This window comes from Thermotoga sp. RQ7 (assembly GCF_000832145.1).
GTDB lineage: Bacteria > Thermotogota > Thermotogae > Thermotogales > Thermotogaceae > Thermotoga > Thermotoga neapolitana.
Genome location: NZ_CP007633.1, coordinates 888613 through 904515, shown reverse-complemented (window position 1 = coordinate 904515; position 15903 = coordinate 888613). Strand labels below are relative to the sequence as shown.

The following is a 15903-nucleotide window of genomic DNA, read 5'->3' as shown; positions in this document are numbered from 1 at the left end:
TGTGCGTCTCAGTAGAGAAACGGTGAATGAAAAACAGGCCTGGGAAAGAATAGGTGTCAGGCCTCCATACTTCGACCTTGATAGCGTGGAGAAGAACACGAAAGAGCGACCGAAATGGGTTCATTTCGGTGGGGGGAACATCTTCAGAGGGTTCGTTGCCGCCGTTCTTCAAAACCTCCTGGAAGAGGGAAAGGAAGACACCGGCATAAACGTGATAGAACTCTTCGACTACGAAGTCATTGACAGGGTCTACACACCCTACGATAACCTTTCCATAGCGGTCACCATAAAACCAGACGGAAACTTTGAAAAAAGAATCATAGCGAGTGTAATGGAAGCCCTCAAAGGAGATCCCGTGCATTCTGACTGGGAAAGAGCAAAGGAGATCTTCAGGAGCCCTTCACTTCAGCTTGCATCCCTCACCATCACCGAAAAGGGATACAACATCGAAGATCAGGCCGGAAACCTCTTTCCCCAGGTGATAGAAGACATGAAAAACGGACCAGCCTCACCCCAGACATCGATGGGAAAAGTCGCTGCGCTGCTCTATGAAAGGTTCAAAGCAGGAAGACTCCCCATCGCACTTCTCAGTCTTGACAACTTCTCCAGAAACGGTGAAAAACTCTACAGTTCTGTGAAGAAGATCTCACAAGAGTGGGTGAAGAACGATCTTGTGGAGAGAGAGTTTCTGGATTATCTGGAAAAAGATGTTGCCTTCCCCTGGAGTATGATAGACAAGATCGTTCCGGGACCATCCGAGTTCATCAAGAAGCACCTGGAAGAACTCGGCATCGAAGGAATGGAGATCTTTGTGACATCTAAAAAGACACACATCGCACCGTTTGTGAACATGGAGTGGGCACAGTATCTGGTGATAGAGGACACCTTCCCGAACGGCAGGCCAAAACTCGAAGGTGCAGACAGAAACGTCTTCCTGACAGACAGAGAGACCGTTGAAAAGGCAGAAAGAATGAAGGTGACAACCTGTCTCAATCCACTCCACACCGCACTGGCGGTATTCGGATGTCTTCTGGGCTACAAAAAGATAGCAGATGAGATGAAAGATCCTCTTCTGAGAAGACTCGTAGAAGGTGTGGGAGAAGAAGGTATAAAGGTCGTGGTGGATCCCGGTATCATCAACCCGAGGGAGTTTCTGAACGAGGTAATAAACATCCGACTGCCCAATCCTTACCTGCCAGACACGCCTCAGAGAATAGCAACGGACACCTCTCAGAAGATGCCGATCAGATTCGGCGAAACCATAAAGGCATACCACGAAAGGCCCGATTTGGATCCGAGGAATTTGAAGTACATTCCCCTTGTGATAGCGGGATGGTGCAGATATCTCATGGGAATCGACGATGAAGGAAAAGAGATGCAGTTGAGCCCAGACCCTCTGCTCGAAAACCTCAGATCTTACGTTTCGAAGATAAAGTTCGGTGATCCCGACTCTGTGAATGATCATCTGAAACCGATCCTTTCCAGCCAGCAGCTTTTCAGAGTGAACCTGTACGAAGTTGGACTTGGAGAAAAGGTGGAAGGACTGTTCAAAAAGATGATCACAGGACCTGGCGCGGTGAGAAAAACACTCGAAGAAGTCATCGGGAGGGAAGATGAATGAAACTTGTCTTCAGATGGTTCGGAGAAAAACACGACACAGTAACCCTGGAACAGATACGCCAGATCCCGGGTGTGGAGGGAGTGGTCGGTGCACTCTTTGACATCCCTGTGGGAGAAGTCTGGCCCCTTGAAGAGATCATGAAACTCAAGGAAACCGTTGAAAGGGCTGGCCTTAAGCTGGAGGTTATCGAGAGTGTGAACGTCCACGAAGACATAAAACTGGGACTTCCAACAAGAGACAGGTATATAGAGAACTACAAGGAAACGATCAGAAATCTGGCAAAGGCTGGTGTAAAGGTAGTTTGCTACAACTTCATGCCTGTCTTTGACTGGATGAGAACGGATCTTCACAAAAAACTCCCGGACGGCTCTGAAACGATGGAGTACGAGCACAGTCTCATCGAAGGAGTCACTCCAGACGAACTGATAGAACGTGTGAAGGAAGGATCTGAGGGATTCGTCCTTCCTGGATGGGAGTGGGACAGACTGGAAAAATTGAGAGAAACGTTTGAACTCTACAAAAACGTTGATGAAGAAAAGCTTTTTGAAAACCTCGTTTATTTCCTCGAGAGGGTCATTCCCGTCTGTGAAGAATGCGACGTGAAACTTGCCATACACCCGGACGATCCACCATGGAGCATCTTCGGCCTTCCAAGGATCATCACCAACAAAGAGAACATTGAAAGACTCCTCAAAGCAGTCGACAGTCCATACAACGGTATCACGCTGTGCATGGGCTCACTCGGTGCGAACCCGGAAAACAACATCCCTGAGATGATCAGGTATTTCGGAAAGATGGGAAGGATTCACTTTGCACACGTGAGAAACCTGAAGTTCACCGGCGAAAAAAGCTTCTACGAAACGGCCCATCCATCCTTCTGTGGCTCGCACGATCTATTCGAGGTGATGAAGGCGTTTCATGATATAGGTTACGAAGGATACATCCGTCCGGACCACGGAAGGCTGATCTGGGGAGAAAAAGCACGGCCTGGCTACGGTCTCTACGACAGAGCACTCGGTGCCACCTACATCCTCGGTCTTTGGGAAGCGATAGACAAGATGAAAGAAAGGTACTGCTGAGAAGAAAGGGGGCGCTGCCCCCTTTTATCTTTCTTTCAGCTTTTCCTCCATGACTTCCCTTATTGCAAAATAGCATGGTTTGGGGTTGTAGTTTTCATCGAAGATCAACGCCTTGCCGTAACCTTTGAAGAAACCTGGAACCCAAGAGTACTTGTCCGTGAATCCCCAGAACTGGATCGCCCTGACAGCGGGGTTGTCCAGACAGATCTCGAAGATCCTCCTGTAGACTTCCGCCTGTTTTTTCAGATAGTACTCTACCGATCCACCAAGGGGAATCCTCACGTCCATCTCCGTGATGTAGATCTGAAGTCCAAGCTCTGCGAATCTTTCCAGGTTTTTCTTGAAACTCTCGTAGTTGATTCCCCTGTAATCTATATGCATCTGAAACCCTATTCCATCTATGGGAACTCCTTTTTCCCTCAGGTTCTTTATCATGTTGTAGACGAAGTTGGACTTGGCGTTGATCTCTTCGATGTTGTAATCGTTGTAGATGAGAATCGCATCCGGATCTGCTTCCTTTGCCCAGATGAAGGCCTTTTCAATGTACTCAGGACCGATCGTTCTGTACCATATGCTTTCTCTGTAGGTTCCAGAGTCACTCACCGCTTCGTTCACAACATCCCAGATCTTCACTCTGCCCCTGAAGTGAGACACCACCGTCTTTATGTGATCTTCAAGAACGTTCAAGAGTTCTTCCTTCGACCACTCCTGGTCTGTGAGCCATCCAGGAAGCTGGTTGTGCCAGACTAAGGTGTGACCGTGCACGATCATGTCGTTTTCCAGGGCAAATTCGACGTGTCTTTCGGCAGGTTCAAAGTTGTATCTGTTTCTTTCCGGGTGTATGGTGTCCCACTTCATCTGGTTTTCGGGCGTGAGGATGTTGAACTCTCTTTTTGCAACTTCCATGTACTTTTCTGCGTCGGGAAGAGACCAGAAATTGTTCCTTGCTGCAAATCCGATGTGAATGTTCAACTTCTCTGCGAGCACTCTCAAGGGTACATCCTGTGAGCCAAAGGACGAAACACACCCGATCAGAAGTAACAACAGAGCAGTCAACCCTTTCATAACATGAAACCTCCTTTTTCATTTGTGTACGGAAATATGATACCAGAAAGAAAAAAAGAGAAAAATGGAGAAAAACGACAATATTTTGAAATAATTCTTTGCAACCCTCAACAATTTCCGTTATTCATGAAAAATGGATCTTGATTTTTCAGGGAGATTTACATTAAAATATTTCCCGAAAGGAAAAAATATACATACAATCAAGGGAGGTGAGTTTTCATGAGGAAGTTTCTTGTGATCCTGTTCGTTGTTTCCATCTTCACCCTGTTCTTTGCACAGCAGCTTCCACCAGGGATTCCCAGAAACGAGACGTTCATAGCCGACAACCTAACGGGTAGAGCTGCCAACCCCGGTAACTTCAACATCTGGGCTACTTGGGTCTGGAACGACAGGGGTATCCAGAATCTCCTTCTGGAACCACTCTGGTGCGTTGAGTACGCCACCGGAGAGATCATCAACGCTCTTGCCGCTGAACCTCCAAAGTACAACTCCGACTTCACAGAACTCACCATAAAACTCAGAAAAGGTGTCTACTGGAGTGATGGTGTACCGTTTACAGCAGATGACCTAATTTATACCATCGAGCTCGTCAAAAACACACCGGGAATGGGGTACAACTCCCAGATGCAGCAGGTAAAAGAGATCGTGAAGGTGGACGATTACACGGTCGTGATCAAGCTTAAAGAGCCTAATTCCAGATTCCACACCTACTTCCTCGACAGATGGGGCGCTCTGAGACCTCTTCCAAAGCACATATTTGAGAAAGTGGAAGATCCTCTCACGTTCGATTTCAATCCGCCCGTTGGAACAGGACCTTACGTTCTCAAAGGATACGATCCCGGAGGATACTGGACGCTCTGGGAAAGAAGAGAAGACTGGGACAGAACACCAACAGGAATGCTATATGGCATGCCACAACCAAAATACGTGCTCTTCATCACGTATGGTGGTCCCGAAAAGCAGGTTCTCGCCATGGCACAGCACCAGCTCGATGCAGCTGACCTCACACTTGAAGCCCTCAAAGCCGTTCTCAGCAGAGTCAAAACTGCAAGGGCCTGGAGAAGAAACTTCCCGTGGACCGTCAACATCGACCCATGTGTGACAGGGCTTCACTTCAACACAGCCAGAGAACCCTTCAACAATCCTGATGTGAGATGGGCACTCACACTTGCGATCGACATCGTTGAATATGCCGCCAACGCGTTCGATGGAGCGGTCACCCTGAGTCCCATTCACATTCCTCTCACAACCGCATACTACAACTGGTACTTCACAAAACTCGAAGACTGGCTGAAGAACTTCGAACTCGACCTTGGAAACGGAGAAAAGTTCAAACCTTATGATCCAACAGCAGGATTCAGACTGGCCGAATACGCAAAGAAGAGAGGATATCCTGTGCCTGACAATCCAGAACTGATCAAGAGGATCTTTGGACCCGGATGGTGGAAGTACGCACCCGATGTTGCAGCAAAACTTCTTGAAAAGAACGGATTCTACAGAGACAAAGATGGAAAATGGCACCTGCCCAACGGTGAACTCTGGAAAATTACCATCACCACGGGAACCAATCCGGCTCACCCGGGTTACAGAAACGCCTTTGCAGCCGCTCAGGCGTGGAAGAAATTCGGTATCGATGTAACGGTCCAGACAACGGATGCAGCGGCAACTCTTGATCAGAGAGGAGAATTCGAAGTCTCAACAGACTGGCCAGCGGCGGAGCCATGGGGAGGACATCCAGATCTGTTCAGAACACTCGAGCCGTTCCACTCCAAATACATCAGACCCATTGGAGAAAACGCCCCATGGGGCAACTACGCAAGATGGAGCAATCCTGAGATGGACAAGATCATAGACGAGATACAGAAGACAGCCTGGGGAGACACAAAGAGGCTCATCGAACTTGGAGTTGAAGGTTTGAAGCTTCTTGTCAAAGAGATGCCGACGATACCAACGTTCAACTACCCGGGTGTCATCGCATGGGATGAATACTACTGGACGAACTATCCTGGTGCGGAGAACATGTATGCACAGCCGTACCATCACTGGCCCAACTTCAAGTACATGCTCCCGTTCTTGAAACCAACCGGTAGAAAATGATGTAAAATATCTTTCAAACGGGGGCCGGGGGGGGATAACCCCCGGTCCTTTAAAGAGAAAAGGAGGTCAGAGATCTTGAACTTCGTGAGAAGGTATCTCCTCCCAAGACTGGTAACGTACTTTCTTGTTATCTGGGTAGGAATCACGATGATCTTTTTCATACCAAGGTTTCTGCCAACAGATCCGGTACAGCAGTTCATAAATCGTCTTGTGGCACAGGGAACGTACATGGATCCGAAGGCGATAGAAGAGATGACAGAAACCCTGAAAGAACTTTATGGACTGAAGGGAAGTCTGTGGGAACAGTACATAAACTTCTGGAAACGCTTTTTAAAGGGAGATTTCGGTCCCTCCTACTATCAGTTTCCAACACCCGTGATAAAACTGATAAAACAGTCTTTGCCCTGGACTGCATGGCTTCTTCTGGTGACAACTGTTCTTTCCTGGATCATAGGAAACATCCTTGGAGGTCTTGCGGGGTACTTTTCGAACAGAAGATGGGTGAAGATACTCGATGCCATCGCGATGGTGATAAGACCGATGCCGTACTATATCCTTGCCCTTGGGCTCCTGATACTTCTTGCATACATCATTCCCATTTTCCCAATTGGAGGCGGCTTTGCGATAGGAATGCAGTTCACCTTCAGCTGGGAAAATCTTCTGATCCTGTTGAAGCACGCGTTTTTGCCAGCTCTGTCTCTGATACTGATCGGTGTGTTCATCTGGTTTCAGGCGATGAAACTTGTCGTTCAGAGTGTGAAATCAGAAGACTACGTCAAATACGCCAAGATGGGAGGAATAGAAGAGAAGAGAATCGTCCGAAGATACGTTATAAGGAACGCCATGTTGCCACAGATAACAGGACTTGCTCTATCTTTAGGTCAGATCTTTGGAGGTGCCCTGATCACGGAGATCGTGTTCTCCTACCCCGGCATTGGAACACTCCTTTACAACGCCATATTCACGGGTGACTACAACCTCTTGATGGGCGTCAGCACACTTTCCATCCTTCTGATCACAACGAGTATTCTTTTGATAGATCTGCTTTATCCTCTGTTCGATCCGAGAGTGAGATACAGATGAAAAGGGAGTGGAAAGAATGCAGGTGTTGAAGGATCTGTTGAGAGATACACGCTTCAGATTCGGCTTTATAGTGTTTCTGGTTCTTGCGGGACTTTCTGTTCTATCTTTCTTTTCACCCTACAACCCTTACCTGTGGAACCAGGTTCCAAGGGACCTTCCTCCCCAGTGGCCTCACATACTGGGTACAAACTCCATGGGACAAGATATCTTCTGGAAACTCACCTTTGCCGTGAGGAACTCACTCATCATGTCGCTCATAGCAGGCCTTGTCTCAAGGGTCATAGCGATGATCGTGGGAATGATCGCCGGATACAAGGGAGGAGCTGCTGACAGGGTTCTCATGTTTCTGAGTGACTCTTTCCTTGTGATACCCCTTTTCATCATAATCGTTCTCATCGCCACGATGGTGAAGGCTCGACTCAGTCTACCTATGCTGGGACTTCTTCTTGGCGTCTTCGGCTGGGCATGGGACGCGAGGGTCATAAGATCCCAGGTTTTGAGTCTGAGAGAGAGGGATTTCACCTACACCGCCCTCCTTTCAGGTTCGAAGGCGCTGGCCATCGTCTTCAAAGAGTATCTGCCGTTTTTGATCCCTCTCATCTTCGCAACGCTCATCGGTAACATGTCCTGGGCGATCGGAATGGAGATCACACTCGCAATCCTGGGTGTTTCCAACCTCGATATTCCAACCCTTGGCACCATGCTCCAGTGGTCGATAAACTACCAGGCACTTCTTCTGGGATACTGGTGGTGGGTATTGACACCGGTCATAACATCAATCTTTCTGTTCATAGCGCTGTATCTCATCTCGGTCAGCATCAGTGAGTATCTTGATCCGAGGATGAGGATACAGAGAATAGGACAGGCATGAGGTGATAGCGGTGGAAGTGTTGAGGACAGAGAATCTCAAATCTTACTACATTCTGGACATATTCGGCAAAAAGAGAGTGGTAAAAGCGGTGGACGATGTGAACATCTCGATAAGAGAGAACGAGATATACGGCATAGCAGGAGAGAGCGGCTGTGGAAAGAGCACGCTTCTTAAAGCACTCTTTGCTGCGATAGAGCCACCTCAGAGGATCGTGGGAGGAAAGGTACTGTACAGAGAGAACGGAAGAGAAATAGATGTTTACTCTCTCAGTGAAGAAGAACGAAGGAAACTTAGGTGGAGTTTCATCTCTTACGTTCCACAGGGATCGATGAGCGTGTTGAATCCTGTGGTGAAGATAAAAGAGACCTTCAAGGACTTCATAGAGAGTCACACAACTGGAAAGACAAAGGAAGAGGCCTACGAGATGGCAAAAGAACACATAAAAGAACTTGGCCTTCCGATAGAGATTCTCAACGCCTATCCACACCAGCTGTCCGGTGGAATGAGACAGAGGGTGACGATCGCCCTTGCGACCGTTCTATCACCGAAGGTGATCATCGCAGACGAGCCCACAACGGCCCTCGACGTTGTGACACAGAGAGGTGTAATACAGCTTCTCAAAGAGGTACAGTCCTCAAGACAGAACACCATCATTCTGGTCACACACGACATGGGAGTTCATGCAAACGTGGCAGACAGGATAGCGATCATGTACGCTGGAAAGATCATAGAGGAAGCAAAGACCGAAGAGATCTTTGAAAACCCCATGCATCCCTACACGAAATACCTGATATTCTCACTTCCGAAGTTCGGAGACAAGGGAAGAAGAGAGAGTGCCCCTGGAAGTCCTCCTTCCCTTGCAGACCTTCCACCAGGATGCAGTTTCCATCCAAGATGTCCTCATGCGTTCGACAGGTGCAAAAAGGAGATACCACCTCTCAAAGAGTACCTGCCAGGACACAAAGTCGCATGCTGGCTGGTAGAGGAGGGAAAGAATGCCACTTCTTGAGATAAAAAACCTGACGAAGATCTTCACCATAGGGAGCATCTTTTCCAGAACGAAGATAGTGGCCGTGGACAGGGTGAACTTCGACATAAAAGAGGCGGAGATCTTCACACTGGCTGGAGAGAGTGGCTGTGGAAAGACCACCACGGCAAAGATCATCCTTGGATTCGAAGAGCCCACCTCCGGAGAGATCGTCTACAAAGGAAAGAGGATAGAAAGGGTGCATGAAAAAGAGAGGAAAGAACTCTTGAGGGAGATACAGGCGGTCTTCCAGAATCCGTTTTCCACGTTCAACCCCCTCAGGAAGGTGGACAGGTACTTCTACGAGACACTTTTCAATCTGGGAATAGCAGATACAAAAGAGAAGGCAGAAGAGATCATCAGGGAAAAACTCTCCGCCGTTGGAATCTCCTTTGAGGAGTTCTCAGAAAAGTATCCGAGTGAGTTCTCGGGTGGGCAGCTTCAGAGGATCTCCATAGCAAGGGCGCTTCTTACAAATCCATCGCTTCTTGTGGCAGACGAACCCGTTTCCATGGTGGACGCATCCCTGAGGATGTCCATCGTGAACCTATTCAAGGACCTCAAAGAACAGTACGGTGTGAGTGTTCTGTACATCACACACGACCTCACAACAGCGTATTATGTCTCAGACAGAATCGCTGTCATGTTCAGAGGGAACATAGTGGAACTGGGACCGGCAGAGAAGGTTCTCATGGAGCCAAAACACCCTTACACCCAGCTTCTGAGAGAGTCCGTTCCTGAGCCTGATCCGAAGAAGAAATGGAACATCAGAATAAAGTTGTCTGAGACAGAACAAACAGAATACCTCAGGCAGGGCTGCAAGTTCGCCGGAAGATGTCCGAAGGTGATGGACATCTGCAAAAAAGAACCACCTCCATACTTCGAAGTCGATGGTGTCCAGGTGAAGTGTTTCCTTTACAGAAAATAAAGCACATTCCCTTTAGGAGATCGGAAGTTCGTCAAGCGAACGGATACTGGGGAGACAGCAGGGTTCAGGTCAATCCCATCATCAGAAACCTGTGGCTGAAGGAAATCAAAAAATCCATATGGGAACACGGCGAATGAGGAGGGAAAGTTATGGAACTGTACAGGGACCCATCACAACCAGTCGAGGTGAGGGTGAAAGATCTTCTTTCGAGGATGACTCTGGAAGAGAAAATTGCTCAACTCGGTTCTGTCTGGGGATACGAGTTGATAGATGAGAGAGGAAAGTTCAAAAGAGAAAAGGCAAAAGATCTTCTAAAAAACGGCATCGGCCAGATCACGCGTCCTGGAGGCTCCACGAACCTTGAGCCACAAGAAGCTGCAGAACTTGTGAACGAAATACAGCGCTTTCTTGTGGAGGAAACACGTCTTGGAATACCTGCGATGATACACGAAGAGTGTCTCACCGGATACATGGGTCTTGGTGGAACCAACTTCCCACAGGCAATAGCGATGGCGAGCACCTGGGATCCAGATCTCATAGAGAAGATGACAGCGGCCATCAGAGAGGACATGAGGAAGGTAGGAGCGCACCAGGGACTTGCTCCCGTTCTGGACGTGGCAAGAGATCCAAGGTGGGGAAGAACGGAGGAAACGTTCGGGGAGTCTCCTTACCTTGTCGCAAGGATGGGTGTTTCCTACGTGAGAGGACTCCAGGGTGAAAACATAAAAGAAGGCGTTGTCGCTACGGTGAAACACTTTGCAGGATACAGCGCTTCTGAAGGCGGAAAGAACTGGGCACCGACGAACATTCCTGAAAGAGAGTTCAGAGAAGTCTTTCTTTTCCCATTTGAAGCTGCGGTCAAAGAAGCAAGAGTGCTTTCTGTGATGAACTCCTACAGTGAAATAGACGGTGTGCCCTGTGCAGCAAACAGAAGGCTTCTCACCGATATTCTGAGAAAAGACTGGGGATTCGAGGGTATCGTTGTTTCCGACTACTTTGCGGTGAACATGCTCGGAGAATACCACAGGATAGCGAAAGACAAATCTGAATCTGCAAGACTCGCCCTCGAAGCGGGAATAGACGTTGAACTTCCAAAGACAGACTGTTATCAGCACCTTAAGGATCTCGTCGAAAAGGGAATTGTGCCCGAATCGCTGATCGACGAGGCCGTTTCCAGGGTACTGAAACTCAAGTTCATGCTCGGTCTCTTCGAGAATCCGTACGTCGATGTGGAAAAGGCGAAGATAGAAAGCCACAGAGACCTTGCCCTCGAAATCGCAAGAAAATCCATCATCCTCCTCAAAAACGACGGAACGCTGCCCCTCCAGAAAAACAAAAAAGTCGCTCTGATAGGACCGAACGCGGGTGAGGTGAGGAACCTTCTTGGCGACTACATGTACCTTGCCCACATAAGGGCACTCCTCGACAACATAGACGATGTCTTTGGAAATCCGCAGATTCCAAGGGAAAACTACGAAAGATTGAAAAAGAGTATAGAAGAGCACATGAAGAGCATTCCAAGCGTTCTCGATGCCTTCAAAGAAGAGGGTATTGATTTCGAGTATGCGAAGGGATGCGAAGTAACAGGAGAAGACAGAAGCGGGTTCAAAGAAGCGATTGAGGTTGCAAAAAGGTCAGACGTTGCCATCGTTGTGGTCGGAGACAGATCCGGCCTCACCCTCGACTGCACAACGGGTGAATCCAGAGACATGGCAAACCTGAAACTCCCCGGCGTACAGGAAGAACTCGTCCTCGAAGTCGCAAAAACAGGAAAACCTGTCGTTCTTGTCCTCATCACAGGAAGACCCTACTCACTCAAAAACCTGGTCGACAGAGTGAACGCCATCCTTCAGGTGTGGCTCCCTGGAGAGGCAGGTGGAAGAGCGATCGTCGATGTCATCTACGGAAAGGTGAATCCCTCCGGGAAGCTCCCGATCAGTTTCCCAAGGAGTGCAGGTCAGATCCCCGTCTTTCACTACGTCAAACCCTCTGGAGGAAGGTCTCACTGGCATGGAGACTATGTGGATGAGAGCACAAAGCCCCTCTTTCCTTTCGGACACGGTCTGTCCTACACGAGGTTTGAGTACAGCAACCTGAGGATAGAGCCGAAGGAGGTACCATCTGCAGGGGAGGTCGTGATAAAGGTCGATGTGGAAAACGTGGGAGACATGGATGGGGACGAGGTGGTCCAACTTTACATTGGTCGTGAGTTTGCAAGTGTCACAAGGCCTGTGAAGGAGTTGAAGGGCTTCAAGAGGGTTTCTTTGAAGGCAAAAGAGAAGAAGACGGTTGTGTTCAGACTTCACACGGATGTTCTCGCATATTACGACAGGGACATGAAGCTTGTTGTGGAACCCGGTGAGTTCAGGGTGATGGTGGGTAGTTCCTCTGAGGACATCAGACTCACCGGTTCTTTCTCCGTCACCGGAAGCAAAAGAGAAGTCGTAGGAAAGAGAAAGTTTTTCACAGAGGTCTACGAGGAGTGATGAAAAGTGGCCTTCTTCGATATGCCCCTTGAGGAACTGAAAAAGTACCGGCCTGAAAGGTACGAGGAGAAAGATTTCGACGAGTTCTGGAGGGAAACACTTAAAGAAAGCGAAGGATTCCCTCTGGATCCCGTCTTTGAAAAGGTGGACTTTCATCTCAAAACGGTTGAAACGTACGATGTTACTTTCTCTGGATACAGGGGGCAGAGAATAAAGGGCTGGCTTCTTGTTCCGAAGTTGGCGGAAGAAAAGCTTCCATGCGTCGTGCAGTACATAGGTTACAATGGTGGAAGGGGTTTTCCACACGACTGGCTGTTCTGGCCGTCAATGGGTTACATCTGTTTTGTCATGGACACCAGGGGGCAGGGAAGCGGCTGGATGAAGGGAGACACACCGGATTACCCTGAGGGTCCAGTCGATCCACAGTACCCCGGATTCATGACGAGGGGCATTCTGGATCCGGGAACCTATTACTACAGGCGGGTCTTTGCAGATGCGGTCAGGGCGGTGGAAGCGGCCATTTCCTTCCCGAAAGTGGATTCCAGGAAGGTGGTGGTGGCCGGAGGCAGTCAGGGTGGGGGAATCGCCCTTGCAGTGAGCGCTCTGTCAAACAAGGTGAAGGCTCTGCTCTGTGATGTGCCGTTTCTGTGCCATTTCAGAAGGGCCGTGCAACTTGTCGACACACACCCATACGTGGAGATCACCAACTTTCTCAAAACCCACAGGGACAAAGAGGAGATTGTTTTCAGAACGCTTTCCTATTTCGATGGTGTGAACTTCGCAGCAAGGGCAAAGGTGCCCGCTCTGTTTTCCGTTGGACTCATGGACACCATCTGTCCTCCCTCTACGGTCTTCGCCGCTTACAATCACTACGCCGGTCCAAAGGAGATCAGGATCTATCCGTACAACAACCACGAAGGTGGAGGTTCTTTCCAGGCAATTGAGCAGGTGAGGTTCTTGAAGAGGCTATTTGAGGAAGGCTAAAGGCTTTTTTGTCACAGGATGCGTCAGTACGACAAATTCCGTTTCAAAAACATTTCGGAGCACTCCTTCGTCGAGGACCTCGGTGGGTGCTCCGATTTTTATGATCCTGCCGTTTTTCATCACAGCCAGTCTGTCACACAGAAGCGATGCCATGTTTATATCGTGAAAAACCGCCACGATGGTCTTTCCGGATTCTTTTAACTTTCTCATCACGTTGCCCACAAGACTCACGTTGTTGTAATCAAGGTGAGCGGTAAGTTCGTCCACAAGGAGAATCTTCGTGTCCTGGGCGATTGCCTTTGAAAGCACAACCTTTCTTCGTTCACCGGCACTCAGCGTCCAGAAAGTTCTGGAGGAGAATTTCAAGGTGTCGGTCAGTTCCAGGCTCTTTGAAACGATCTCCTCGTCTCTTTTGCTCGCTCCATTCAGAAGACGCTGATGTGGAAGTCTCCCCATTTCAACGATCTCTTTCACGGTGAAATCGTACGAGGGAAAGAAATCCTGAGAAACGAGGGTTACGGTCTTTGCCATCTCTTTTCTGGAAACTTCCCAGGGAACCTTCCCGAAGAGAAGCACCATTCCTTTCTGAGGCTTCAGAAGTCCTGATAGTATCTTCAAAAGGGTGGTCTTACCGGATCCGTTGGGACCTATTATCCCAAAAAACTCTCCTTCTTCTACAGAGAATTCAATATTCTCCAGAGAAAAACCCGTCCTGTATCGAAAATACAGATTCTCCACCTTCACCGCCTTCAACTCACACACCCCTTTTCATGAGAAAGGCGAGAAAAGGAGCACCCACCAGCGCGGTTACAACTCCAACAGGAAGTTCTGTTGGAGAAAAGAAGGATCTCGAAGCTGTGTCGCAGAGGGTAAGAAGAACACCACCCACGATCACGCTCGCCAGTGCAGATCTTAAAAAACCAGGACCCACAAGGTACCTGGCGATGTGAGGAACGATGAGACCAACGAAACCTATCACACCGCTTCTGGAAACGAGGAAAGCGGTGGTGAGATTTCCAAAAAGAAACGTGATCACTTTCAGGGCCTCCACGTTGATTCCCAGAACGAAGGCCTCTTCCTCACCAAGCGCCATGGCGTTGAGATGTTTTGAAAAAACTATGGAGTAGAGAAGAAAGGGTATGACAACTACAGAGTAGAAAACTACGTCTCTCCAGACAGTTCCCGAAAAACTCCCGAAGAGCCATAGGGATATGGTGGTCACGTTTCTTTTGAGAAGAACGATCGTCACGTAAGTGAGGGAGCTGAAAAGGGTGCTGATCACAACCCCTGCGAGGATGATGGAGGTCACAGGGAAACGACCTTCCCTCCTTGCAATGAAAAGGGTGAGAAGTGAGGCAATCACTGAGAAGCCAAAACTGAGAAGCGGAATACGGTATATCCAGGAAACACCGATGACTTCCGCAAGGTAGAGCGAAAGAACAGTTCCGAAGGAAGCCCCCGAGGAAATTCCAAGAAGATACGGATCAACGAGGGGGTTTTTCAGAAGATTCTGAAAGGCGTTCCCCACCAGAGAAAGTCCCGCTCCCACGACGAAACTTGCAAAGACCCTGGGAATTCTCAGGGACAGTATTCTCTCGACCAGTGGGTTTTCTTTTAAACCGAAGAGGACCCCCAGTATCTCGAGGGGGTCCAGTGACACACCACCGAAAAGTATTCCAAAAAGAAAACTGATCATCAGAATCGGAAGAATAAATTTCTTCACCTGTTATTTCCTCCGTAGAAGTAGTCGTACAGAATGTCGAGGAGTTTGAAGACATCTGGAGATGGTTGAGAAGCAAGGTTGCCGTCCACAGTGAAGACTCTCTTGTTTTTCACGGCGTTTACATCTCTGAACGGGTCGAATTCGAGGATCTTTTTCACTTCCTCGTCCTCCGTTCCCGGAACGTAAACTCCCACGATGATCACGTCGGGATTCTGTGCCACAATGTACTCGAGAGACAGCTGTGGCCAGCCGTTTGGACCTGCAATACCCGAAGCGATGTTTATTCCACCGGCGAGGGAGATGATCTCATCCAGATAAGATCCTTCTCCACAGGTCCATATTTCCTTCACGTCGGGTCCCGGAGCGGAGATCAGATACAGAACCTTCGGACGCTTCGAGGGAGGAATGTTGTAGGCTTTTTTTCCTATCTCCAGCATCTTATTCTTCAGTTCCTCTGCCTTTTCAACTGCAAGCTTCCTTTCACCAAAGATCGTTCCAAGAAGCACCACGTCCCTTATGATGTCATCGAGAGAAGTGGGGTTGATCACCAGAACCTTCAGTCCAACCCTCTCAAGTTTTGCAACCTCAGGAAGCTGAAACCCACCGAACATCAGAACAAGATCCGGATTCAGTGCCACCACTTTTTCGACGTTCACCGGAACCATCGCACCGACTCTTTCTGCTTCGTAACTGTCGTAATCCGTCACACCGACGATCCTATCTTCCAGCCCCAGAAAGATCAGAAACCTTGTCGCGGCAGGAGAGAGGCTGACCACCCTCTCTGGAACGGCCGAAAACTCAACCACCCTTCCTGCATCGTCAACAACGACCACGGCGAGTGTGAGGGTGGACATCAGAACGAACAGAAGAACTCCCAGTTTCCTGAACACGGCTATCCCTCCCAAAACGAAATATTCCCACCTTCCTGGCTTCGAGGAA

General features: G+C 48.8%; 13 protein-coding genes. 9 read left to right on the top strand and 4 right to left on the bottom strand.

Annotation, left to right across the window (positions count from 1 at the left end; genetic code table 11):
- The first annotated feature begins 1 nt into the window (after position 1).
- The gene (gene uxuB / locus TRQ7_RS04565) at positions 2-1621 is read left to right on the top strand and encodes a D-mannonate dehydrogenase UxuB (RefSeq protein ID WP_041844117.1); all 1620 of its coding nucleotides are present in this window, start codon (positions 2-4) and stop codon (positions 1619-1621) included.
- The gene (gene uxuA, locus TRQ7_RS04560; RefSeq protein ID WP_041844116.1) at positions 1618-2700 is read left to right on the top strand and encodes a mannonate dehydratase; all 1083 of its coding nucleotides are present in this window, start codon (positions 1618-1620) and stop codon (positions 2698-2700) included. Before uxuB ends, uxuA begins: the two co-directional genes overlap by 4 nt.
- A 24-nt stretch (positions 2701-2724) precedes the next feature.
- On the opposite strand, the gene TRQ7_RS04555 is transcribed toward uxuA, so the two are convergent.
- Positions 2725-3765: an endo-1,4-beta-xylanase gene (locus TRQ7_RS04555; protein WP_041844115.1), complete on the bottom strand. Its 1041-nt coding sequence runs from the start codon at positions 3763-3765 to the stop codon at positions 2725-2727.
- A 219-nt stretch (positions 3766-3984) separates the two neighbouring features.
- Between TRQ7_RS04555 and TRQ7_RS04550 the strand changes: the two genes are divergently transcribed.
- The 7 genes from TRQ7_RS04550 (at position 3985) to TRQ7_RS04520 (ending at position 13241) form a co-directional block, all read left to right on the top strand.
- A complete protein-coding gene (locus tag TRQ7_RS04550; RefSeq protein ID WP_015919117.1) occupies positions 3985-5862 on the top strand; it encodes an ABC transporter substrate-binding protein in 1878 nt (625 codons plus the stop codon).
- A 75-nt stretch (positions 5863-5937) separates the two neighbouring features.
- Positions 5938-6945, top strand: coding sequence for an ABC transporter permease (locus TRQ7_RS04545; protein WP_015919116.1), 1008 nt, complete (start codon positions 5938-5940; stop codon positions 6943-6945).
- 16 nt (positions 6946-6961) lie between these two features.
- Entirely contained in the window at positions 6962-7816 is an 855-nt protein-coding gene (locus tag TRQ7_RS04540) for an ABC transporter permease (protein WP_038066842.1), read from the top strand.
- A gap of 1 nt (position 7817) precedes the next feature.
- Entirely contained in the window at positions 7818-8825 is a 1008-nt protein-coding gene (locus tag TRQ7_RS04535) for an ABC transporter ATP-binding protein (RefSeq protein ID WP_015919114.1), read from the top strand.
- The gene (locus TRQ7_RS04530) at positions 8812-9771 is read left to right on the top strand and encodes an ABC transporter ATP-binding protein (protein ID WP_041844114.1); all 960 of its coding nucleotides are present in this window, start codon (positions 8812-8814) and stop codon (positions 9769-9771) included. The genes TRQ7_RS04535 and TRQ7_RS04530 overlap by 14 nt, the downstream gene beginning before the upstream one ends.
- A 149-nt stretch (positions 9772-9920) precedes the next feature.
- Positions 9921-12257, top strand: coding sequence for a glycoside hydrolase family 3 N-terminal domain-containing protein (locus TRQ7_RS04525; protein WP_041844113.1), 2337 nt, complete (start codon positions 9921-9923; stop codon positions 12255-12257).
- 6 nt (positions 12258-12263) lie between these two features.
- Positions 12264-13241: an acetylxylan esterase gene (locus TRQ7_RS04520; RefSeq protein WP_041844112.1), complete on the top strand. Its 978-nt coding sequence runs from the start codon at positions 12264-12266 to the stop codon at positions 13239-13241.
- Here the strand turns inward: TRQ7_RS04520 and TRQ7_RS04515 are convergent.
- From TRQ7_RS04515 to TRQ7_RS04505, 3 genes are read right to left on the bottom strand one after another with little or no spacing between them, the layout of a single operon-like run.
- Positions 13224-13985 (bottom strand): ABC transporter ATP-binding protein, encoded by a 762-nt coding sequence (locus tag TRQ7_RS04515; RefSeq protein ID WP_236681757.1) that lies wholly within the window; start codon positions 13983-13985, stop codon positions 13224-13226. The genes TRQ7_RS04520 and TRQ7_RS04515 overlap by 18 nt on opposite strands.
- Positions 13986-13995: 10 nt before the next feature.
- Complete coding sequence (locus TRQ7_RS04510) at positions 13996-14964, bottom strand: iron ABC transporter permease (RefSeq protein WP_041844110.1); 969 nt, start codon at positions 14962-14964, stop codon at positions 13996-13998.
- Complete coding sequence (locus TRQ7_RS04505) at positions 14961-15854, bottom strand: cobalamin-binding protein (RefSeq protein WP_041844109.1); 894 nt, start codon at positions 15852-15854, stop codon at positions 14961-14963. The genes TRQ7_RS04510 and TRQ7_RS04505 overlap by 4 nt, the downstream gene beginning before the upstream one ends.
- Positions 15855-15903: the final 49 nt, after the last annotated feature.

Coding starts and splice junctions, on each gene's coding strand:
- uxuA (WP_041844116.1), top strand. CDS start 1,618: ATGAAACTTGTCTTCAGATGGTTCGGAGAAAAACACGACACAGTAACC.
- TRQ7_RS04555 (WP_041844115.1), bottom strand. CDS start 3,765: ATGAAAGGGTTGACTGCTCTGTTGTTACTTCTGATCGGGTGTGTTTCG.
- TRQ7_RS04550 (WP_015919117.1), top strand. CDS start 3,985: ATGAGGAAGTTTCTTGTGATCCTGTTCGTTGTTTCCATCTTCACCCTG.
- TRQ7_RS04540 (WP_038066842.1), top strand. CDS start 6,962: ATGCAGGTGTTGAAGGATCTGTTGAGAGATACACGCTTCAGATTCGGC.
- TRQ7_RS04530 (WP_041844114.1), top strand. CDS start 8,812: ATGCCACTTCTTGAGATAAAAAACCTGACGAAGATCTTCACCATAGGG.
- TRQ7_RS04525 (WP_041844113.1), top strand. CDS start 9,921: ATGGAACTGTACAGGGACCCATCACAACCAGTCGAGGTGAGGGTGAAA.